The following is a 21,792-nucleotide window of genomic DNA, read 5'->3' on the forward strand; positions in this document are numbered from 1 at the left end:
TAATTAAACAACAATGAAAACAACATTACGATTACTAAATTATTTAGGAATTATTATGGTATTATTTTCACATCTGGATCTAAATGCTCAGAGTGCGAATAGTACAAAACCGGAACTAAGAGACTTTAAAGTTTCGGGAGATATAATACAGAATTCGGAAATTATTGGGGTGGTTGCAGATAATCTGGGACCATTACCTGGGGCGAATGTTATTATAAAAGGAACCGATATCGGAGATGTAACCGATTTCGATGGAAACTTCAGGCTTGTAAACGCTTATGCAGGAAAACAGACTTTACTTATTAGTTATCTGGGATACGAATCTAAAGAAGTCGAAATTAATGTTAAAGACAGTAAACAAATTAACGTCGGTAAAATTATTTTAACCGCCGGATCTGAGAAGCTTGATGAAGTCGTTATAAACGGAGGCTATAGATCGTCTCAGCAAAAAGCCTTAAACCTTAAGAAGCAGTCTTTAGCTATTATGGAAGTTATGGCATCTGATGCTATTGGAAAATTACCGGATAGAAATGCTGCCGAAGCGGTACAAAGAATGCAGGGGGTTTCTATTGAAAGGGATCATGGAGAAGGTCGATATGTTATTGTAAGAGGAACACCTATTGCCTGGAACTCGACTTTAATGAATGGAGACAGAATGCCGGCTACCGAAGGAACTTCTGATAACACAGGAGGAACGCGTGCAGCACCTTTAGATATATTCCCTTCGGAAATGATTGAATTCGTTCAGTTATCTAAAGCCATTACACCAGACATGGAAGGAGATGCTATTGGAGGATCTGTGAATTTTATTACGCGTACTGCGCCTTCAAAAAAGACATTAAATATTAACCTGGGGTATGGAGAGAATTTCCAGGCTCAAAAACCGGTACAAAATGCATCTATCGTATATGGCGATCGTGTTGCAAATGGAAAAATAGGATTTATGATTTCCGGTACTTACTGGAACAGAAACTGGGGTACCGATAACTATGAGGTCGTTTACGAGGACAATCTGGCGCTTAATAATCTGCAATTGCGTGATTATTTAGGAAAACGTACTACAGCAGGATTTAATGCAGGCTTTGAGTACAAGCCAAACTCAAACAATAAAGTATATTTTAGAGGCTTGTATACTGATTTTACAGATGAAGAGTCGGCTGCCGAACATACCTTTAGCTTTACAGATAGCGAAATGTCTTTAAGAGTAAGACATGGTGTAACAGGAATCACCTTATTCGGATCTGAAATAGGAGGTAACCATAAATTCTTAAATGGTAAATTAGGATTAGACTGGAAAGCGTCAACCTACGATGCCGAAATGGGAAATAGAAAAATTCCTAATTCCAACTACGATGGCGAACCGTCTTACAACATGGTAACATTTTCAGCACCTGTTACCTATAATAATTTAACCAGCGACGGATTTAAATTTTTAGATATCGACTCACCTGCTGGATATAATGGTGATCATTTTGATAATATTCAACCGTATTTATCACAACCAGTAGATGGAAGTCAGCTACAATTAGACAATCAGATTGCATTTAAATCTTACAGTAAAGAAACTGATTATACCGGACAATTGGATTTAACCTTTCAGCCAACAGATAAATTAAAATTTAAGGCCGGTGGAAAGTATAAAACCATGAAGTTGGAGCGTGGTGCACCTTATAGTTACTACTTATATTTAGGAGGGAATTACGGCGCTCCGATCCCGATGACTAATTATAAGACCACTGAATTTCCATATAATGGAGGCTATTTATCAGAAATAGGAAGTCCGTACGATGATGTGTTATTAAACCCTATCGACAAAAAAGAGTTGTCTACATTATTCAGTACAGAGGCTTTAAGCAACCCGATGCTATACGAAATAAACTTTAACAAGGAAAATCCATCATCTGCCGGATCGTTCTATTCAGGTAGCGAAAATGTGGCATCGGCTTATGTAATGAGTGATATAAGTTTAAGCGAGAAATTAAAAGTAATGGCCGGGGTACGTTACGAACACACGTACTTAGATTATAAAGGCCATGGTGTTACACAAACAGCAGACGGACCAGTAATTGAAGAAGTAGAAAACGACAACGATTTTGGTTCTGTATTACCAATGTTACATGTAAAGTATATGCCAACAGATAAGTTAAATTTAAAATTAGCATATACCAGAACTTTTGCTCGTGCTAATTTTTCAGACCTGAATCCTACAGAAACTGTTAGTATGTTGTCTACACCATCTACCATCTCAAGAGGAAATATAAAACTGGAACCAACATATTCTAATAACTTCGATTTTATGGGTGAGTATTTCTTTGAAAACGTTGGCTTATTAAGTGGTGGTGTGTTCTATAAATCTTTAGAAAATCTTATTTATTCGGCAAGAAGTTACGAAACTATTAATGGCGAACTGTATCAGGTGACACAACCAACAAACTCGGAAGAAGGTTGGTTAGCCGGTTTTGAACTTGGAATATCTAAACGTTTTACTTTCCTTCCGGGATTCTTAAGTGGTTTTGGAGTTGAAGCTAATTATACTTTTGCAGATTCTGAAATGAATGTTCCTCTGTACACACTAAATGAAACTACCGGAGCTATCGAAACATCCACAACAACCGAAAAAATACCTAATCAGTCTAAACATATTTTTAACTCGGCATTATTCTACGAATATGGAGGTTTAACGCTAAGAGTAGCTGGGAATTATAAGGGAGAATCTCTCGCAGTTGTACAGGGTAACCCAGAAAATTACAGATGGTATGATAAAAACTTTACTGTGGATTTTTCATCATCGTATAAAATCAATTCCAAATTAAGACTGTATTTAGAGCTTAATAACTTAACCAACGAGCCTTTAAGATATTATCAGGGCAATACTAACCGACCAGAACAAACAGAGTACTATTCGTTAAGAGGACTGTTCGGTATTAACTACAACATATTTTAATTTAAGATTATAAATTCATGTATAAAAAAATAATATTCAGCCTTATGGTTTCAGGTATTTGCGCGGTAAATTTAACAGCACAAACCTCAGAACCTTATAAAATTTATGACACCCATGTAAAGTTGCAGGGCGAGGAGAATTTTAGAGATCTAGGCGGTTTTGAGGGAGCTGAAGGCAAACGCGTGTTATACCGAAAATTATTCCGTTCGGGAGATCTTTCTGCTTTAACTGAAGCGGATCAAAATATCATTAAAGATCTAAATCTGGAACAAGTTATCGACTTAAGAACAGCCAAAGAAATTGAAGACAAACCAGATAACATCCCTGCCGATATAAATAGGTATTTCTATCCGTTAATGGCAAACGATCCATCGGGGAAAACCACAAATGCCGAATCGTTTATTGCCGATGTCATTTCAGGAAAGTACGAAGTATCAGAAAAAATGACTGAGTTTTACGGCACTATAGATACCCAAAAGATAACAGGTTTTGAAACCATTTTCAACCTACTGGAAAGCGGAAAAACTACCCTTTGGCATTGCCAGGCCGGTCAGGATAGAGCAGGAATGACAGCAGCTCTTGTTTTGTGGTCTTTAGGTGTGGACAGGGAAGCTATTGTTAACGATTATCTTGCAACCCATAAATACCTTTCGGCGTCCTATAAGCAGTACGAATCTTATATAAAAACGAAATATGGCGAAGAAGCCTTAAAAAAGCTAATGAAAAATTCTGGCCCAAGAGCAGCATACATCAATACGTTTTTAGATAGTATTGAGAAAGAATACGGGAGTGTTGATGCGTTTCTAAATGCTATTCATGTAGATGTTGATGCCATGAGAGCGAATTATTTAGAACGATAGAAATGGAATCTGAATTAAAAAACTATTACAATGAAATTTAAATTGAATCATACTTTTGCGGTTATTACGGCCGCACTGCTGGCCAATGGTTGTGCCGATTATCAAAAATCGGAAAAGCCGGCTTATACCTTAAACGAAGCAGTTTTTGTTGAACGTCTGGATAATCACGATTATAAATTAACGCTGAATACTACAGGAGAATGGGATGTGTATTCAGGAACTGAGCGTAACCAGATGAATTGGAGTAATCCGCAAAAATTGTCATCTGAAAAAGCAACGTTACAGGTTAAAAATAATACACCGCAGCAGCGTATGTTTTTTGCCGCGGTAAAGGGGAAAGATACCTTATACCTGTCCGAACGTGAAATCAATCTGGAACATGCTTTTAATTTTAGAGATCTTGGAGGAATTGCTACTACCGACGGAAAGCATACAAAATGGGGTATGTTATATCGTTCGGGGGAAATAGCGGAACTTTCCAAAGCCGATTTAGCGTATTTGGAAGCCTTGCGTCTTAAAACAATCTTGGATTTAAGATCGGATGAAGAAATTGCAGATAAGCCGGATAAGTATCCGAGTCAGGTTTCCTGGAAACATCTCCCTATTGGAGATATGGGAAAAAAGAGTAAAATGAACGAGATGATGAAAACCATAAAAGAGGCCGATCCGGAAACCTTTAATGCCGATGACATTATGGAATTGGCTTCGGTTCAGTTTGTAAATAATACGGCTAAATTTAAAGAACTTTTTCAAGCGCTTTTAGATGAAAATAACGACCAAACACCATTGTTGTTCCATTGTACTGCCGGTAAAGACAGAACAGGTTTTTCATCGGCTTTTATTTTAAAAACGCTGGGGGTAGACGAGCAGACTATTATGGATGAATATTTACTTTCTAATTATTTTAGATACGATACTAACGAAGAAACCATAGAAAAGGCTGCGAAATATTACGGGCTGGATCAGCGTATTTTGCGTCCGATGATGGGCGTAAAGGCCAATTGGTTGAAACGCGGGTTCGATGAAATAGAAAAAACATACGGATCTTTCGATAATTACTTAAAAGTAATAGGCGTAGATTCTACCGCACAGGCTGCTTTAAAACTTAAGTATTTAAGGTAAGCTTTGTTGTTCATTTTCATTGAAAAAGCCATGGGAAACCATGGCTTTTTTTGTGTTGTTTAGGGGGAGGACTTTATTTTATTATTTGTAGGATAAATGAAAACTCTTTGATTATTTTGAATAAAAAACAAAGAAAAAAATTTCCTTGGTTTTAAATTTTAATGTTTTACAGTTATCTTTTTAGCACCGATATGGTTTCCTTCATTGTCTTTTACGACCAATACGTAAAATCCGCACGATAGTCTGTTAATAGGAATGGTATTAGGGTGATTTGTATAAATTTCAGATTGTGAAATTAACATCCCATTAAAGAAGTTATATAAACTTGCAGTTAATTTAGAATCCATTTTGGATTTAAGAGTAACAGTTATAGCTTTTGATGCCGGGTTGGGATAAACAGAAATAGAATGCTTGTTACTATCAGAAGTGTTCGAATCAGAAGAGTTACATGGTCCTATTGTTGCTCCTTTACTCAAATGTCTTTGTACCTGGTCAGCTTTAACACATAATTGCAATGTCGCTCCATTTTTTTTAGTGTAGCAAATTATAGTACCTCCTTTTTTACATTTGGTTTCTTCGCAATTATCGGAAGGATCGAACGGGCAGCTGTCTAAACAATCTGGTGTGCCATCTTCGTCTGAGTCTACGGTATCATCCTGATTTTTACAGACATCATTACAATCTGAGACACCGTCTTTGTCCTGGTCTTTATCCTCTTCTCCACAACCACATTGTCCGGGATCTGTTTTATTCGGGTCGTCAGGACATTCATCTTCGCAATTTGGTGTGCCATCAGCATCATTATCATCTTGACATTCAATGTATCCACAATCTTCACTAAAACTAGTTGTTGAATCTAAATAATGACTCCAGTTTTCAGAAGAGTATAATGCATCATCAACCTGAATACAAGTTAAATTAGGGTTGTTGGTAGCTTCCAGGTTTAAACTTCTACCGTTAGTATTTTGTATAATTAAACGACTTAGATTATTATTGGAGCAAAATAAATCTAATAAATAGGGGGAGCTAGACACATTTAATTCAGTAAGTTGATTATTCCAACATTCTAGGGTGTATAATTCAGTGTTTTTGGATAAATTTATTGAAGTTAAATTGTTGCCGCCACATTCGACTTCCCATAATGATTTTGATGGACTTAGATCTAAGTTTGTTAATGCATTGCTTTCACATTTTAAGTAATTTAATGTTGAGCTTTCAGGAAGAATTAGGCTAGTAAGGTTATTACCATAACATTCCACGCTAATCAATTCTGTGTTATGGCTCAGGTCTAAAGAGGTTAATTTACTATCAACGCAATATAAATATTTTAGTTGTGTATTTTTGCTTAAATCTATTTGCGTGAGTGGGGTTAAATAAAATTCTAACCTAGTTAATGATACAAAGGCTTCAATTCCTTTTAAGTTATAAAAGTCTTTAGATCCTAAATTTAAATACTTTATACCAATAATATTTTCGGTGAGAACATAATCATCCAGAACATTATCGTAGCCTAAATCTATTAAGGCTTGCTCAAAATTGTCGTCAGGAACGTGGGTGCTGTATAATGAACAATCTAAATTAAATACTGTTGATTCATCTTTATTGGTCCAGTTATAAGTGGAGTAAGTTACATCATCAACTTCAATACAGTTTAAACTAGGATTGTTAGAAGTATCGAAAGTTTTGAAATTAATGTTATTCCCGTTTTTAAGATTGAGTTTGAAAAGTCGATCGTTATTTTTAATCTCCAGATAAGTTAAAGATTTGTTTTGACTTAAATCTATGGCAGAAATTGGATTGAAGTTACAAGTTAAACTTTCTAATGCTAAATTTTTACTTAAATCCAGAGAGGTAATTTGGTTATCACTGCAATTTAATTGTGTTAAGGCTTTGAAATCTTCAATTCCTTGCAGACTACTTATGTTTAGACCAGAAAGGTCTAAACTTGTAACAATGCTATTAGTTGTAGTATTTGCATAGTTATCAAGCCTATTATCAAGATTTAAGTTTATTAATGCCTGCTCGAATTTGTCGTCAGGTATAAAAGTCTGATTGTAGGAGCAGTTTTCACTAAAATTGGCAGTAGAATCAATATTATTCCAATTGGATTTAGAATAATCTAAATTGTCTACTTCTATACAATTTAAGTTTGGGTTATTGGCAATATTAAATTGGTAGATATTAATATTGTTTCCGTTTTGGATATTTAAAATATTTAGAAGGTTATTTTGGCAAGATATTTCCCATAAATTTGAATTTTCACTTAGGTTTAAAGTGGTTAGCAAGTTGGAATCACAATATAGATAATTTAAATTTGAAATTTGGTTTACAACCAATGTGGAGAGTAAGTTATTTGAACAGTTTAAAATACGTAAAAAAGGGGTCTTGTTTATTATTAGAGTTTCAAGTTTATTATTGGAGCAATTAATACTATTTAAAACAGGTTTTTGAATAATCTCTAAGGATGTAAGTTGATTGTTAAAACAATCAATAGTATTTAGTTCGGGATTTGTCCCGAATTTCAAAATAGCGAGTTGGTTGTTTTCGCAATTTAGGTAGTTTAATTCAGTGTTTTCGGTAAGATTCAGAGTAGTAATTTGGTTGTTACTACAATTTAATCGGATTAAGGATATATTTTTAGTTACATCTAAATTTGTTAGTTTATTTTTAGATACACCTAAATTTGTTAATGTTGTATTTTCGGAAAGTTCTAAGTTGGTAAGTTGGTTGTCGTGGCAGTATAATGCAGTTAATGCTGTATTTAATGAGACATTGAGGGTGCTTAGTTGGTTGGAGCCGCATCCTAATTGCAATAATGAAGTGTTTTGGGATAGATTTAAAGCTGTAAGTTGATTCGAACTACATTGCAAATTAGTTAAGGCTTTGTTTTTGCTTAGGTCTAGTTCTGATAGCTTATTTCCATCGCATTGTAAGTTAGATAATAAGGGGGTTTGAGAAAGATTTAATTCAGTAAGTTTATTGCTAACGCAATTCAAATAAGTTAAAGATGTGTTTTGGGAAACATCTAATGAGGTAAGTTGGTTGTTTTCGCAATTAAGATTAATTAACGCCTTATTTTGTGTAATTTCCAGAGAAATAAGTTGGTTATTACTACACCTTAATGTTGTTAACAATTTATTTTGAGAAAAATCTAAAGAAGAGATAGAGTTATCATGACAATTTAGAGAAGTCAAGGAAGAAAAATCTTCAATTCCAGTAAGGTCTGATATATTTTGCCGGTAAATTTCTAGTACAGTAATATCTCTAATATTCTCTGTAAGTACATAATTGTCTAGTACATCGTCGTAGCCCAAATCTATAAGGGCCTGCTCAAAGTTGTCGTCTGGCACATAGGTGGTCTGAGATAAAGCCGGAAACCAGCTTAAAAGAACGCTTAAAAAGGCGAATGTGAATAACCGTTTCATAATGTTTTGGTTTTAGTTATTAATAAAACCCATAACAAGTTTAATTGAGCGCAAAGAGTAAGCGGGCATAAGACTGCTATCAATTAAACCATCATTAATCAACAATAATTCTTCTATAAAAGGGAGGCATAACATTTTAGCTAAGTTATGAGCTAAAACTCAGGTAAAAGTAGATTTACGGACGATATCTTTAACTTTTCCAATTGCAAAGTTATGGAAAATTAGTTTTTAATTGTTTGATTTTTAGTTAAATAAATTAATTTCTTTCTTTTTTGTAATGCTATTTAGTAATTAAGTGTTGGAAGGTAAACTATAAAAAAAAGCGGCTAAACATTTCAGTTTAAAGCCGCTCTATATTTAAAAATATATACTTTTATTATTCAACAGCAGGTACTCCGGTTGTTGTGCGAACCACTTTTTTCATTAAGCCATTTTCATCATATTCTATTTTGTCTACACATACACTTCTGCGGAACGGACCTCCGGTTGTAGAAGCAGCATTGTGGTAGAACATATAATCCTGCCCTTTAAATGTCACGATGGCCTGATGATTTGTAGGTGAATTATGAATAGTATCATTTATTACCCCCTGATATTCCCATGGACCGGTAATACTTTTAGACGTTGAGTATTCGGTTGTTGAAGGGTAGTGAGCGGCGTATGATAAATAATATGTGTCTCCTTTTTTATGAATCCATGGTGCTTCAAAGAAGTTTTTAGCTTCAACGGTGTGAACCGGCCCATCTGTTTCAATCATGTTGTCTTTCAATTTTACATAGCGCGCTTCGTTCCATGACCCCCAGTACATATAAACCTGACCGTCATCATCGACATTAACAGCAGGATCAATATTTAATGGTATAGAATTGGCCGTAGTATCGCAAATAATTGGCTTGCCCGAAGCATCTTTATATGGTCCAAGTGGGTGATCGGCAACAGCAACACCCATGGCAAATCCTTCATTTTTAATAAGCGTTGTGTCTTTCACAACCATAGGGACATACCACCAGAATTTTCCATGGTTTTCAACACAATGTCCAGCAAAGGCATTATGTGCAGCCCAATCGAAATCTTCTACGGTTAGTTTTACACCGTGGTTCGTCCAGTTTACCATATCTGGTGTTGAAAATACATACCATTTTTTCATGACAAAACCTTCTTTTCCCGGAACAGTTTCATCACTCCCAGTAAACAAGTAAAGGGTGTCTTTATATACTAATACTGCAGGATCTGCGGTTAATGGTTTGTCGTCAAATAGCGGATTACCACTGTATTGTACTTTAGGTTTTTGGCAGGAGCTAATTACTAAAGCTAGTGCTGCCACAAAGAAAAAAGTTAATCTTTTCATAGTCTGTTATGTATTTATGTTTGTTATCCTCGCAGGGTCTTTATGAATGCCTGGTAGACATTCAAATCACTAGTTACAAAAATAACGAAAATCGAGCTGATAAGAGGGGTAAACGAAGGTAAAATGACAGGGATATTGGAAGCAGGTCAAAATTATTTTCTGTCTTAAAGTTGTGGAACGTAAAGAGGCTAACAGTTTCTTTTTTATTCTGATTCCTCGACCTTCATTGGTGAAAAATGTTCATGAGTAATTCTCCAGACGCCTTTATTCTTTACAAAGACAATTGTCCCTTGTCTCCAAAGTTGAACTATATTTTCTCCTATTGTAAGTCTGAAATCTGCATTGAAAGTAACTATGGCAACTTTGTCAAAAATGTCAATTTTTAAGGATCCAAGGTCGTATTTAAATGCAGAAATTTTTTCGATAAGCGCTCTTTCATATGTTTCATTTTCAGATGAGCCAGTTCTTGGAAGTCCATCGCGAAATTCGGTAAACTTGTCCGAATACAAATGGTTAGGAAAGTAATTCTTCAATATTTCTATTTTGGATGCTGGCAAATAAACTATCCAAAACCGCCTTTACTTCTTTTTGTGCCTCAGGAAATTGCTTTGAGATTAGTTCAGTTTCCTTTACTTCCTCGAGAGTTTTCTGCTCTGGTTTTTTGCTGCAGCCGGCAATTACAATTCCTATAAGCATTGTTAAAATAAATACTGATTTAGTTTTCATGATGATTAATTAGTTGGTTATGAAGATAGAATATGTTGTAATAGCTGTGCTGTGTTTTAGATGGTTAAAAATGCATATGAATGTGATGATGAAAGCCTAAGATAATAAAAATGTAAGTTTTTTCCGAATAAAATTCAAAGGCAATGAGTTGCTGAATTTTCTGTTCAATATTTTATTTTTCAGGAGTTGGCTCTGTCCATAAATTATGAAGAGATATCTATTTTGTTTGGTACTGGAATTATTTGGTGAGCTTTTTATATTCAAATAATTAAGGTGTTTTTTCAATTTAGCGTGCTATCCTGCAAAACGATTTTTAGCAGTTATGAACCCGGTTTTTCAATCTTTTTAAGCATTTCAAGGAATTTAGGTTTGCCAATTTTTCCGACAGCGTAATCAAGTACGTTTCCCTTGGAATCAGTGAAAATTGTTATTGGTGTGGTCCCAATTTTATAATATTCCACGAACTCTTTCATGTCAGGGTCATCAATATCAATCATTACTGGTATAACTTGCGTATTAATGGCTTTCATGACTTCCTTATCCGCAAAAACTTCACGCTTCATAATTCGGCAGGGTACACACCATTTTCCAGTGAAAAACAGCAGCATATTTTTATCGGACTTGTCGGCAAGTTCACGAGCGGATATCATGTTGTTAGCCCATGTTACATCATTTGAAGGGACATAAAATGAATACCAGGCATAGGCAAGGGAAACCACCAGAAAGGTAAGCCAGAACCATTTCCAGAATGGTTTAGATTTAGGGTTCTTTATCTTCGATAGGTTTGTTTGTGTATAGTCGTTAGTATTTTTCATAGCGTTTTTTATTTTTCAGTTTTTTTTTATTTCGTTTATCCGGGAATAATATACTCCCAACGACGATACTTAAGCAACTTAATGCCGTTCCGTAGATGGTAGCGTCTATTCTGGTTTCATAAATAAAACAGAAGAACCATGTAAGACCTCCAATGATTATGGCAGCCCAGGCTCCTGACACAGAGGCTTTCTTCCAAAATAAACCAAAGGTAAAAGGCGCAAAAAGACAGACCAAAATAAGACTTAGAGAGGCTGCCACCAAACCTACAATATCAGAATCATCAAAAGCGAAATAACAGGAAATGGCTGCGATTAAAACAACACTTAATCTGGTATACAGCAGTAACTTTTTATCTGAAAGATCTTTCACGAAAGGCTTAATTAAATTTTCGCCTATAACTGTTGCAGGAGCAAGCATTGCGCCACTTGAAGTACTTAATATAGCTGATATCATAGCGCCATAAAAAAGTATTTGTACGGGTGTACTGGTCATTATTTTAACCAAAGACGGTATAATATCCTGACTATTACCATTATCTAATAATTCTGGATGCAGGTATACACCTCCTAATCCAATTATAAGAGGAATACTAGGAATTATAACCATAAGGATAGCTCCTAAAAAGAGACCATTGCGAGCGGTTTTCTCATTTTTTGCAGAAAATACCCGTTGATAGATTTCTTGAACAGGTATGGCTCCAACAGTAAATGCCAGTAAAAGGGCAATATAATCGGACCAGGCATCCAGGCCACCTTGAGGGGTTAAATTAAAAAAATCATCAGTTTGATTTTTAAAAACAGGCATTAGTCCATTAGTTTCATGTAATACTTCAAATAACAATATGAATAAGCCTGCAAGGATCATGATGCTTTGAACCATGTCTGTATAAGCTACGGCCCACATGCCACCTATATAAGTGTAAAAAACGACTATTGAAGCTCCTAATACAATGCCAATGTTAAAGGGGATATTCATTACGGCATTAAATAAATAGGCTAGGGCAACAAATTGTGCAGCAATCCAATGCGGATAAGAGAAAACCATTAATAGGGAAGAGGCGGTTTCAAGTTTTTTATTATATCGTATTCTGAAGAAATCGTTTATAGTAACAATTTGCATTCTGTATAGTTTTCGGGCATAGAACTGTCCGACAATATATAAGCAAATTCCGCCTGATAGCGTTAGTGTAATGTAAGACGAGAATCCATCTACAATGAAATAGCCTGGATTTCCCATGATTTGACTACTTCCAAACCATGTGGCAAATAATGTAACTCCAACAAGAGAAGTAGATAAACTTTTTCCGGCAAGGGCAAAATCGCCGGAAGTTTTAATTTTTTTGGAAGCCCAGAAACCAATACCAAGTGTAACCAATAGGTAAAATATTATGAAGAAACTTACCATATTTTGATATTTGATTGATTAGCGATGATTCACAAAAGCATTTGTAGGTTAGTTTCTAATTACCTTAGGAGTAATGCCGTTAGGAATTATAAGTAGACATGGATGCCTGTTAAAGGTAGTGTTTTTAGATTACAATTTTTCTTTAATTGCTTTTCTCCAAAAATAAATTCCGAAAACAGAAGTAACCATTGCAAACATAATTCCGTTTTCGCCAAGCCAATGTTCCGTTCCTTCTATTTTAGTTGTGAGAGGAGGCAATATTTTTTGAATATACACATTGCTTACTGCGTGAAAAATTACCGCGGGCCATAAACTTTTAGACTTAAAAGTATAGTAGGTCATCATAAATGACATTGATATAATTACAACATAAAATGTTATCAATTCTAGGATTACATTGTTGCCATAATATACTATTACGGGCCAATGCCAAGTTGCCCAGATCATGCCACTGAACAGTGATACTCCAGTGAATGAAAGGACTTTTCTTAATTCATAAATGAAAAAACCTCGCCAACCAATCTCTTCTCCTAAAGTGGTTGCTGCAGACCTGATGACTTCAACAGTTCCCAATAAGATGATAGATATAAATATTATGGGTGTTGGACTCAATGTTCCTATGCCAACTAAGCCAAGTTGGTTTGCCCAATCTAGAATGACTTCTGTATTCACTAAGGTTCCAAAACCTAAAGCCCAGATGAGTACATAAGTGATGATGCTATATAAGGCAGGAATAACATAAGAAAGTCGAATATATTTCCAATCGCCCCAATTCCAGTTTAGGGAAGAAATGGGGCGTTTCTTTATTTTTAATGTAATGATTGCAGCTATAGCAGGACACCACATTATAGCTCCAACATATATCCGTGAAGGATATAAATTTACTATGGCATAATGTAAAGGTGAAGTAAGTGCAACAACAAGAACAAGAAATAGAAAGATTGTTTTCCAAGCTTCTCTGCGTTCCGATAAATTTTTAAGCATTTGGTTTTTGAGGTTGGTCTCTGTTATTAAGACGAAGTGGTATGTGTTTTGTTACTTTAAACTCAAAGCAGGGGAGAGACTTGTTAAGTTGTAATTTAAAATCGTTTACTTGCGTTGGAGTATTGAAATTGAAGACATAAAAAAAGGGTTGTGAATACACAACCCTTTGATTTTACTAGCTTTACACTTTGTAGCGGGAACTGGACTCGAACCAGTGACCTTCGGGTTATGAGTTCAATCCTTGATTCTTAATCTATTGATTTTTAGTAGGTTGAAGAACTACATTTTCCAAAAACATATGCATAATCTTATGCATATTTATATATAGTTTGAAGTTGTTTGTTAAACAAATATTTCTACTCGAATATAGCAATTTTTTTACTTCAAAAATGAATAAAATTTATTAAAAAAAAGACTCTTATTAACCTTCCCTTAAAGAAAAAATAATTGAGGAAAACCCTATAAAGGCAACTTGCGTTTTTATTATTTTAGTGGAACCAACCCAAGCAATCAATGTTGTATATGATGGGAATCTGAACCATAAACAGCGGAAATAATGATCCAGTTTGCTACTAGACATGAATTGTTATTAAGCAGGGGGGGATTTCAAATTTAGGTTGCTCAGTTTTTCCGGCGCAGGTGGTCCTATACTGCCGTTTTTTGCATCATCCCATATAATTCCCTTGAATTAAGATGTTAAATAAATATCAAAACAACAAACGCCCTTAAAAAGGACGTTTTTATACTATGTTTCTTGAAAATTATAGGCTTGTGCAACGGTTACCATTGTTGGCAACTGGCTTTTTTGTTAATAATCCTGAATCAAAACTTCAGTAGGAATGTGAAGAGTCGTGTTCAATTTTCTAATCATATCCAAGGTCAGTTTACGTTTTTTATTTAAAATTTCGCTGACTCTACTTTTGAAACCAACAACCTCCGCTAAATCCTTTTGCTTCATTCCCATTTGTTCCATTCGGAACTTGATGGCTTCAATTGGGTCCGGCATTCCAATTGGAAAATTCTCATTTTCATATCGGTCAATCAAAATTGAAAGGATTTCTAATTCGTCTCCCTCCTCTGTTCCTTTTTTTGCATCAAAAATGTTCTCAAGTCTGTCGAGTGCTTTTTGATAATCTTTTTCATCTCTAATCGGTGCTATTTTCATAATCAGATGTTATTTGCGTCAATTTTATCATATTCTGGATGAGTTCCTATAAACCTTATCCAACATAGTTGGAATTCAAAGTTGAATTTTACAATCAACCGATAGTTGTTTCCTTTAATGTTGTAAACAATCCTGTTGTCTTTTAAAATACTGGCGCTTGGATAATCATTTTTTAATTCGTTAATGTTATTCCATTCCGATTTTTCTGTTTCCCGATACCATGACTTTAATTGTTCTTCACAGTCAGCGTGTTTCTCCCAGAAATCTCGTAAGGTTTTTTTTGCTATAACTCTCACATTATACTAGTTTGTCGCAAAAATATAAAATAAGTTACCAAATTGGTAATAAATATTGCTTTTTTAGCTTGTAGCCAACGGGAGGCTGCGCTGTAACTGGATATGACAGGAACCTAAACCATAAACAGCGGAAATAGTGATTCAGTCTGCTACTAGATATTAAGTGTTATTAAACAGGGGTTTGTCTCAAATTTAGGCATGCTCAGTTTCTCCGCCCTATCCATATATCTAAAAGTAAATTACATTTTTTTTTCATTTAATTCTTTCTCTTTTGCTTCTATAGTTGGTAGTTCTTTAATGTAGGTTTCTACATCCCAAATAAGATTCCATCTATTTAGATTTTCTTGCATGGTGTTAAGTCCCATTTGTGCTCTTCGCATATCAACATTAGTTGGGTCTTCTAATGGCAGGACATAAGGTGTTTTAAGTTCATTATTAATGGCTAATTGAGTACCATAAACTTGTCTCTTACCTCTTCTTAAAAGTAGTCTGTCATAAAACATAGCATATTGTCTTTTAGGAAGATTATCATCTTGAACAGCTTTTTCAATTAAGGGTAAATATTTTTCTTGAGCTTCTTGATTGGCATGCTGTATCACTAAAAATAGGGTAGAAGTACCTCGTTTGCCAATAAGTGATTTACTTGGCCATCCTCGTTCATCTAGAATCTTACTAACCTTAATAAGATTAATAGAATCTTTTTTAAGAATGGTTTGCCAAAAGTCATCCATTTCAATTGAATTCCTTCCATACTTCTCTTCCATAGAACGGATTTGATTTCGAGTACTTTGATCATCAAAATATATTTTGTCTAATATAGTTACCAAATCTTTGTCAAAGTGTGCTTCAGTCTCTACTTTATTTTGCATGACGATTGACTTTAATTCTTCCCATCGTTTTTCTGTATGTAAAACTTTTAAATCACTATCATTAATTAAATGATCATAATCATCCCACTTTAAATCATTTGCTATAATAAATAGATGGTGGAAAGCCGAATCTTTGTTTCCAGCTAATGCATAAATACATGATGCATTATATCGGTCACTTAATGGCACGTTTTTATTTAGTTTAAAAGCCGCTTCATAGAGCTTAGCTGAACTAGCAAAATCTTTTTCTAAACAAAGCTTCCAGCCATCTCGTATCAAATCAGAATATTCAGAACTAGTATTTTGAGAAACACTAATCATAATCGAAAAAAAAGTTAAAGTAAATGTTATTAATGCTTTACGTTTCATGTTATACAGATTTATAATTAATGTTGGCAAATTATAGAGCTTATGAATTCATAAATAAAAAAGTAGACCAAGCAAGACTAAATGAAGACAGAAGTATAATATTGAAGTAAAACCTATTTAGTTTGCGTATTATTACTTTCCGTTGCCTACAATCTAACTTCTGTCTATTAATAAACAATAGTTTACCTTTAAATTGTAGATTTACTAACACTTTAAAAATTAGTGATTACTGTTTATGTCTTTCTTTTTTAATAAAAAAATATTGGGTCATGTATTATTTTGGATAGTAATGCTCATTTATTTCATGAGTATATCTTGGCCTTACGAAAAGAATAAACTATTGTTATTTGAATCTGTTTTTTTAAAGTTAATACTGCAAATAATTTTAGCGTATTCTATCATAAATATTTTCATTCCTTATTTACTAAACTCTGGTAGAAAGTTTCTTTTTTTTGTTTGCTGTTTGACCTTAATCTATATTTTATTTATTAGCTATTCTGTCTATAAGTCATACATTATGATACCTTCATATCCCGAAGAATTTTCATATAGGCCACCCTTTATTCTAGCAGACAGATTTACTAACTGGCCAGCATATATAGGCAGTATTCCGGAATATCTTTTACCGACAGTAATTTTAGTTATTTTTAATTATTACAAAAAACAAAAAGAAACGGCTATTTTATTAGAGAAGAAAAGAACTTCAGAATTAAATGCTCTAAAAAACCAGTTAAACCCTCACTTTCTATTTAACACATTAAATAATTTATATGTACTGTCTTTAAAAAAATCTGATAAAGCGCCAGAAGTAATTGCGAAACTTTCAGAAATTTTAGACTATTTGTTATACCAATGTAATAGCAATTATGTGTCGTTAAAGCATGAAATATCACTTTTGCACAATTATATAGACCTAGAAGAAGTTCGCTATGGAAATCGCGTGAAAGTTAGTTTTAATAAGGAAATATCTAATGACGCTAAAATAGCACCATTACTTTTGCTTACTTTTTTAGAGAATGCATTTAAGCATGGGGTTACCCAAGAGATAAATGTAGCTAGCATTGAAATATATATTAAAGGTGACGCTCAAAATATTGAATTTAGAATTGTAAATACAAGGCCAGCAAATTCTGAAAACAATCAGGACGCAAACCGAGAAGCCATTGGTTTGAAGAATGTAAAAAAGCAGCTAGATTTATTATACCCAAATAGTTATAAATTAGATATTGATAATAAACCTAAAATGTATTCTGTAAACTTAAAAATCACTTCCAATGCTTTATAAATGTCTTATAGTTGATGATGAAAGTTTGGCAAGAGAGCTAATCGAAACTCATTTGTCTCAGCTCGATATTTTTAAAATAGTTGCATCATGTTCTTCGGCACTAGAGGCGCACAAGATATTACAAGTCGAAACTATAGATTTAATGTTTTTGGATATAGAAATGCCTGTATTAAAAGGAACTGATTTTTTTAAAAATTTAAAACATAAACCAAAAGTCATTTTTACGACAGCTTATCGTGATTATGCGCTTGAGGGGTTTGAATTAAATGCTGTAGATTACCTTTTAAAACCAATCACATTCCAACGCTTTTTTAAAGCGATTGAAAAGTTTATAGATACAAGTAAGTCATCAATTGAAGCTACAGAAAATTCAAAACTTAAAGATTCATATATTTTTGTTCAAAGTAACATGAAGAGTATTAAAGTCTTTTATGATGATATAACTTATATAGAAAGCATCAAAGATTACATTAAAATTCACTTACAAGATTCTTCTTTAATTATAAAACACGGGCTAACTGCTTTTCAAGAGAAATTAGATGCTCGTTTTTTAAGAGTGCATCGATCCTATGTAGTCAATTCAACAAAAATTTCAGCATTTACAAAGCAAGATATTGAAATTGGTAAGGTAGAGGTCCCAATTGGTGATTTTTATAAGGCTAATGCGATGAAGCAACTCAAAAATTATGAATAATACATCAATCAAAAATGAAATGTTTACAAATAGTACTGTTAATTATAACGTTGTATAGGACGTAAAGCTAAACCATAAACAGCAGAAATAGTGATCCAGTCTGCTACTAGACATGAAGTGTTATTAAACAGGGGGGTATCTCAAATTTAGGCATGCTCAGTTTAACCCGCTGCGGGTGAATCAGTTTGTCCTCCATATCCAGAATAGAATAAAACTTTTTTTGGAAATTAAGGGGGCTAGTCTTAAAATATGGATACAGGTTAAATGTTGTTTAATTATTTATGATATAGAGTATTGGTATTGTTGACAGTTTTTTATTTGTCTTTTACAATTCTAAATCCGAATCCATCATTTCGGGTATTTATTGGTGATTGATACCTTACTTCGACACTATCCCGAAAAGTGTGTAAGTTATAAATTGATAGCGGTTTGTAATAAACTGTTAAAACAAGCATTTGCTGTAGTGAAATCAGGAGTATTATATGACAATAATTACAGAAGTCAACTGCCGTTAAAAAGTTAAAAATTTACTTGGTTTTTACCACAGTACTTTGTTGGCAATAGTTTTTTTATTAGTCTAAATAATTATTGGTCTTTTTTCTAAAGTATGGTTTGAGAATATTTCTTAAGGTAATTACTGAAATAATAATAATCCAAATGGTTACCATTCCTCTTGGACTAATATTTTCATCTTTCATTCCATTTATGAAATAAAGTACCGTTCGTATTCCCACTAAGATTGCTAAAATCAAAGCGATTTTATATATGTATTGTATCAATTTCCAAATTGACCAATAAATAACTTCTTTATCTATTTTATCCAAGTAATTACTTTTTTATTCCGCTTTCAAAATCTTTAAATGATATTTTATTTTTTGTTTTGAGTATCATAATATTTTCTTTAAAACGGTTTTCCATAATTATTGCCAACGGTTTGGCTATGATTTCGGCGTGGATAAATCCGCAGGATTTGTCCGCAGAGAAATCAGCTAGGTTAAAGTAATAAATTTTTCAAGATAGTTCATAAGCCACGCTGAATTATAGCCGGTGTTGTGGGTAGTTTTTTATTCAATTGTTAGTTCTTTAATTTTATTTTCAAGGTGTCTTTCAGTTTCCCTATACGATTTGGTTTTTCTGCCAACTAATAGTTTCTTTCCTAATTCATTAACTCCTGCAATTCCGATTTCAGCAAATTCTTTGGCGATACTTTTGTTTCCAAGCAAGAGGTTTATCTCTTTTAAAAGATTAGCCAATTCAATGTCGTTTCCGACATAATATTTTCCAAGTATTTTATAATTGTCACTTGTTTGTAAATCTATCGGTTTTATTTTATCAAAAGGATGAGGAAAGTCCGCAAAATCATTGTAGAACTTTGCTCCTTGGTTTTGAAAAGCATTCCAAATTGAGTTTACTTCCTCGAGATTTTTTTCTTGGTCATTATGAATATCCCAAGCTCCACCTGTCCTTTCTAATGGGTGCAACCTTTTTCGAATTAGACAACTTGCATATGTGCTTTTCTCAAAAGATAAACCAGCTAAATCGTTCATAAAATCAAAGCAAATAGCAGTTTCACAATAAATTGTTCCGCCCCATCTACTTCCTTGAAGTCCAAAAATATTGATAATATGATTTTCTTCTGGTTTTCTGTAATGAAATCCAGAACCTTTCCATCCTAATTCACGAATTTTCGGTGAAAAATGTTTTGCTATCAATTTTCTAAATTCAGCCGAGTCCATAGTTTAATACTCTTTGTTTAAATTACCCACAACGGTTTGTATATGGAAAGTTGCGTGTTTGAGTGCGAGGATTTTCCGAAGGAAAATCGGATGCAAGCAAGCAAAGCAAATCACATTGGTTAAGCTAAAACTAGCAATTTTTTATATTCTTTGTTGTAAGCAGTTTTTTTATTTTTCTATTTCCTTAAATATTCTTTTTAAAGCACCTTTAATTCCATCGGGTACAGTTTTTACTGCATCAGGATAATCCAAATAAGAATTTCCTTTTTGTGTGTTGTGTTTTATATGCAAAACCAAATTTCCATCAGAGTCAAAATATTGCATTTGAACTTCTGTGTCCTGACTTTTGCCAATTGGAATAAGCATCATGCTATACTTTGTATTAATGAACTTAAGTTGTGTAAAAATGATACCGTCCAATTTATTTGAAGTACATATATCGGATATTTTTTGTTTTTCAAGGTCAGTCCATTTTTCAAAGTTTGGGTAATGTATGTTTTTAGATTCAATTTCCATTTTTTTTAGTTCAGAACTCATTATTTTGTCATAATTTTCGGAAGTTCCGTTTACAATTTGGTCAATTATTGGTTCATTTTCGAGTTGACTAAATCCGAGTGTTTTTGGTTTTGTCAGAACTATAGTTTCTTTTTTATAAAGCGTTTTAGTTCCGAAAGCAGCACAATTTGTTAAGAGAACAGTTATGCCTAAAATTAATGTTAGTTTAAGTAGGTTTCTCATTTTCTGAAATTGCTTACAACGGTTTGGCTATGCGCAGTGCGGGATTAAAAAGCCGAAACTTTCAAACTTGCACAAACGGTAGCCAAAGCTGCGTTTTGTGTTTTTAAATTTATTCAACAAAAACGTCAAAGCGGAGCTTTGGCGGGCTAAAAGCACCGACCTTTCGTTTATCTCGTCAACCCGCATTGCGTATAGGTTTTGTTGGCATTAGTTTTTCTTTTTCTTTCTGTCGTCCTAACATTAGCGTCAGGTAGAAATAAATCCACATTAATCCTGCTGCTGTCCACCAAAAGTCACCTTCATAAATCAAGATAAGTGTAAGGATTGTTGTCAAAACTATTAGAGTTAAATACCAATAGTTTATTGATTTCAGGTCGAAATCTGTAATTGATACAGAAGTCCTGAATGGTTTCTTTAATCCAATCAAGTTAACTGCAAACCAAACTGAAAAAATTAGCAACAATCCTGGAACTGACATTAGTGGAATTCCTAAAGAGTCCGCCCAAGGGGGATAACTGTCTCTTGTCATTTCTAAGAACAAATCACCAACATAACCACCAATGGTTAATAAGACTGCTAATGCCCCAATCAAGATTGTTATCCCTTTATATTTTGGTGATTTAAAGTCTTGCCATTTTTTTGGTATTAAAATCAGTGTGTATAGACCAAGAATTATGCAGACAAGTCCATAATTTTCTAACTCGAATTTAGGGGTTAAGTAAGATTCTCTAAGTTCAAAAAACTTTTGAGAGTTGTTTTCTTCCCCCATAATGGAATTCATTTTTTCGTAGAATTCATCTTTGTCCGTAAATGGGTCTAAAGTCATTGAATAGGCAAAAAGTCCAATTCCAATAGTTAGTATTATGATTCCTATATATTTCGTCATTTTCAAATTAATGCCAACGATGGCAATAACTGAAGTAGCGGTAAAGTTTGTAAGAATGATCGTCCGAAGGACGGTCAACTTGCACTGACCAAATTACCTGCACAATGCTGCTATTGCTGTTATTG

19 protein-coding genes are annotated in these 21,792 nt (G+C 33.8%); 5 read left to right on the forward strand and 14 right to left on the reverse strand.

The window, feature by feature from the left end:
• Positions 1-13: 13 nt before the first annotated feature.
• The 3 genes from I3217_RS00115 to I3217_RS00125 are packed head-to-tail and all read left to right on the forward strand — an operon-like array spanning position 14 to position 4,926.
• A complete protein-coding gene (locus I3217_RS00115) occupies positions 14-2,944 on the forward strand; it encodes a TonB-dependent receptor (protein ID WP_435047687.1) in 2,931 nt (976 codons plus the stop codon).
• A gap of 17 nt (positions 2,945-2,961) precedes the next feature.
• A complete protein-coding gene (locus I3217_RS00120) occupies positions 2,962-3,804 on the forward strand; it encodes a tyrosine-protein phosphatase (RefSeq protein WP_435047688.1) in 843 nt (280 codons plus the stop codon).
• Between the two features lie 30 nt (positions 3,805-3,834).
• On the forward strand, positions 3,835-4,926 hold the full coding sequence (locus tag I3217_RS00125) for a tyrosine-protein phosphatase (protein WP_435047689.1): 1,092 nt from the start codon (positions 3,835-3,837) through the stop codon (positions 4,924-4,926).
• A gap of 158 nt (positions 4,927-5,084) precedes the next feature.
• Here the strand turns inward: I3217_RS00125 and I3217_RS00130 are convergent, their stop codons facing one another.
• From I3217_RS00130 to I3217_RS00175, 10 genes are all read right to left on the reverse strand, one after another.
• Complete coding sequence (locus I3217_RS00130; RefSeq protein WP_435047690.1) at positions 5,085-8,351, reverse strand: T9SS type A sorting domain-containing protein; 3,267 nt, start codon at positions 8,349-8,351, stop codon at positions 5,085-5,087.
• A gap of 376 nt (positions 8,352-8,727) precedes the next feature.
• Complete coding sequence (locus I3217_RS00135; protein WP_435047691.1) at positions 8,728-9,699, reverse strand: family 43 glycosylhydrolase; 972 nt, start codon at positions 9,697-9,699, stop codon at positions 8,728-8,730.
• Positions 9,700-9,902: 203 nt separating this feature from the next.
• A complete protein-coding gene (locus I3217_RS00140; protein WP_435047692.1) occupies positions 9,903-10,232 on the reverse strand; it encodes a nuclear transport factor 2 family protein in 330 nt (109 codons plus the stop codon).
• Positions 10,213-10,425 carry a hypothetical protein gene (locus tag I3217_RS00145; RefSeq protein ID WP_435047693.1) on the reverse strand — a complete coding sequence of 71 codons (213 nt, stop codon included), beginning with the start codon at positions 10,423-10,425 and terminating at the stop codon, positions 10,213-10,215. Before I3217_RS00145 ends, I3217_RS00140 begins: the two co-directional genes overlap by 20 nt.
• A 320-nt stretch (positions 10,426-10,745) precedes the next feature.
• Positions 10,746-11,240 carry a thioredoxin family protein gene (locus I3217_RS00150; protein ID WP_435047694.1) on the reverse strand — a complete coding sequence of 165 codons (495 nt, stop codon included), beginning with the start codon at positions 11,238-11,240 and terminating at the stop codon, positions 10,746-10,748.
• On the reverse strand, positions 11,227-12,645 hold the full coding sequence (locus tag I3217_RS00155) for a sodium:solute symporter family protein (RefSeq protein ID WP_435047695.1): 1,419 nt from the start codon (positions 12,643-12,645) through the stop codon (positions 11,227-11,229). Before I3217_RS00155 ends, I3217_RS00150 begins: the two co-directional genes overlap by 14 nt.
• A 129-nt stretch (positions 12,646-12,774) precedes the next feature.
• Positions 12,775-13,629: a CPBP family intramembrane glutamic endopeptidase gene (locus tag I3217_RS00160; protein ID WP_435047696.1), complete on the reverse strand. Its 855-nt coding sequence runs from the start codon at positions 13,627-13,629 to the stop codon at positions 12,775-12,777.
• Positions 13,630-14,437: 808 nt separating this feature from the next.
• Entirely contained in the window at positions 14,438-14,794 is a 357-nt protein-coding gene (locus tag I3217_RS00165; protein WP_435047697.1) for a helix-turn-helix domain-containing protein, read from the reverse strand.
• Between the two features lie 2 nt (positions 14,795-14,796).
• The gene (locus tag I3217_RS00170) at positions 14,797-15,090 is read right to left on the reverse strand and encodes a type II toxin-antitoxin system HigB family toxin (protein ID WP_435047698.1); all 294 of its coding nucleotides are present in this window, start codon (positions 15,088-15,090) and stop codon (positions 14,797-14,799) included.
• 239 nt (positions 15,091-15,329) lie between these two features.
• On the reverse strand, positions 15,330-16,328 hold the full coding sequence (locus I3217_RS00175) for a DUF6624 domain-containing protein (protein ID WP_435047699.1): 999 nt from the start codon (positions 16,326-16,328) through the stop codon (positions 15,330-15,332).
• Positions 16,329-16,845: 517 nt separating this feature from the next.
• Here I3217_RS00175 and I3217_RS00180 point away from each other — a divergent pair.
• Both I3217_RS00180 and I3217_RS00185 read left to right on the forward strand, forming a co-directional pair.
• Positions 16,846-17,613 (forward strand): sensor histidine kinase, encoded by a 768-nt coding sequence (locus I3217_RS00180; RefSeq protein ID WP_435047700.1) that lies wholly within the window; start codon positions 16,846-16,848, stop codon positions 17,611-17,613.
• The gene (locus tag I3217_RS00185; protein ID WP_435047701.1) at positions 17,603-18,307 is read left to right on the forward strand and encodes a LytR/AlgR family response regulator transcription factor; all 705 of its coding nucleotides are present in this window, start codon (positions 17,603-17,605) and stop codon (positions 18,305-18,307) included. Before I3217_RS00180 ends, I3217_RS00185 begins: the two co-directional genes overlap by 11 nt.
• Positions 18,308-18,879: 572 nt before the next feature.
• Here the strand turns inward: I3217_RS00185 and I3217_RS00190 are convergent.
• The 4 genes from I3217_RS00190 to I3217_RS00205 all read right to left on the reverse strand — a co-directional run bounded on the left by I3217_RS00190 (position 18,880) and on the right by I3217_RS00205 (position 21,667).
• The gene (locus I3217_RS00190; protein WP_435047702.1) at positions 18,880-19,131 is read right to left on the reverse strand and encodes a hypothetical protein; all 252 of its coding nucleotides are present in this window, start codon (positions 19,129-19,131) and stop codon (positions 18,880-18,882) included.
• Between the two features lie 240 nt (positions 19,132-19,371).
• Positions 19,372-20,043, reverse strand: coding sequence for a DUF4304 domain-containing protein (locus I3217_RS00195; RefSeq protein ID WP_435047703.1), 672 nt, complete (start codon positions 20,041-20,043; stop codon positions 19,372-19,374).
• A 168-nt stretch (positions 20,044-20,211) separates the two neighbouring features.
• On the reverse strand, positions 20,212-20,781 hold the full coding sequence (locus I3217_RS00200; protein ID WP_435047704.1) for a hypothetical protein: 570 nt from the start codon (positions 20,779-20,781) through the stop codon (positions 20,212-20,214).
• Positions 20,782-20,956: 175 nt separating this feature from the next.
• A complete protein-coding gene (locus I3217_RS00205) occupies positions 20,957-21,667 on the reverse strand; it encodes a hypothetical protein (RefSeq protein WP_435047705.1) in 711 nt (236 codons plus the stop codon).
• Positions 21,668-21,792 lie beyond the last annotated feature (125 nt).

Source organism: Formosa sp. S-31 (genome assembly GCF_051172795.1).
Lineage (GTDB): Bacteria > Bacteroidota > Bacteroidia > Flavobacteriales > Flavobacteriaceae > Formosa.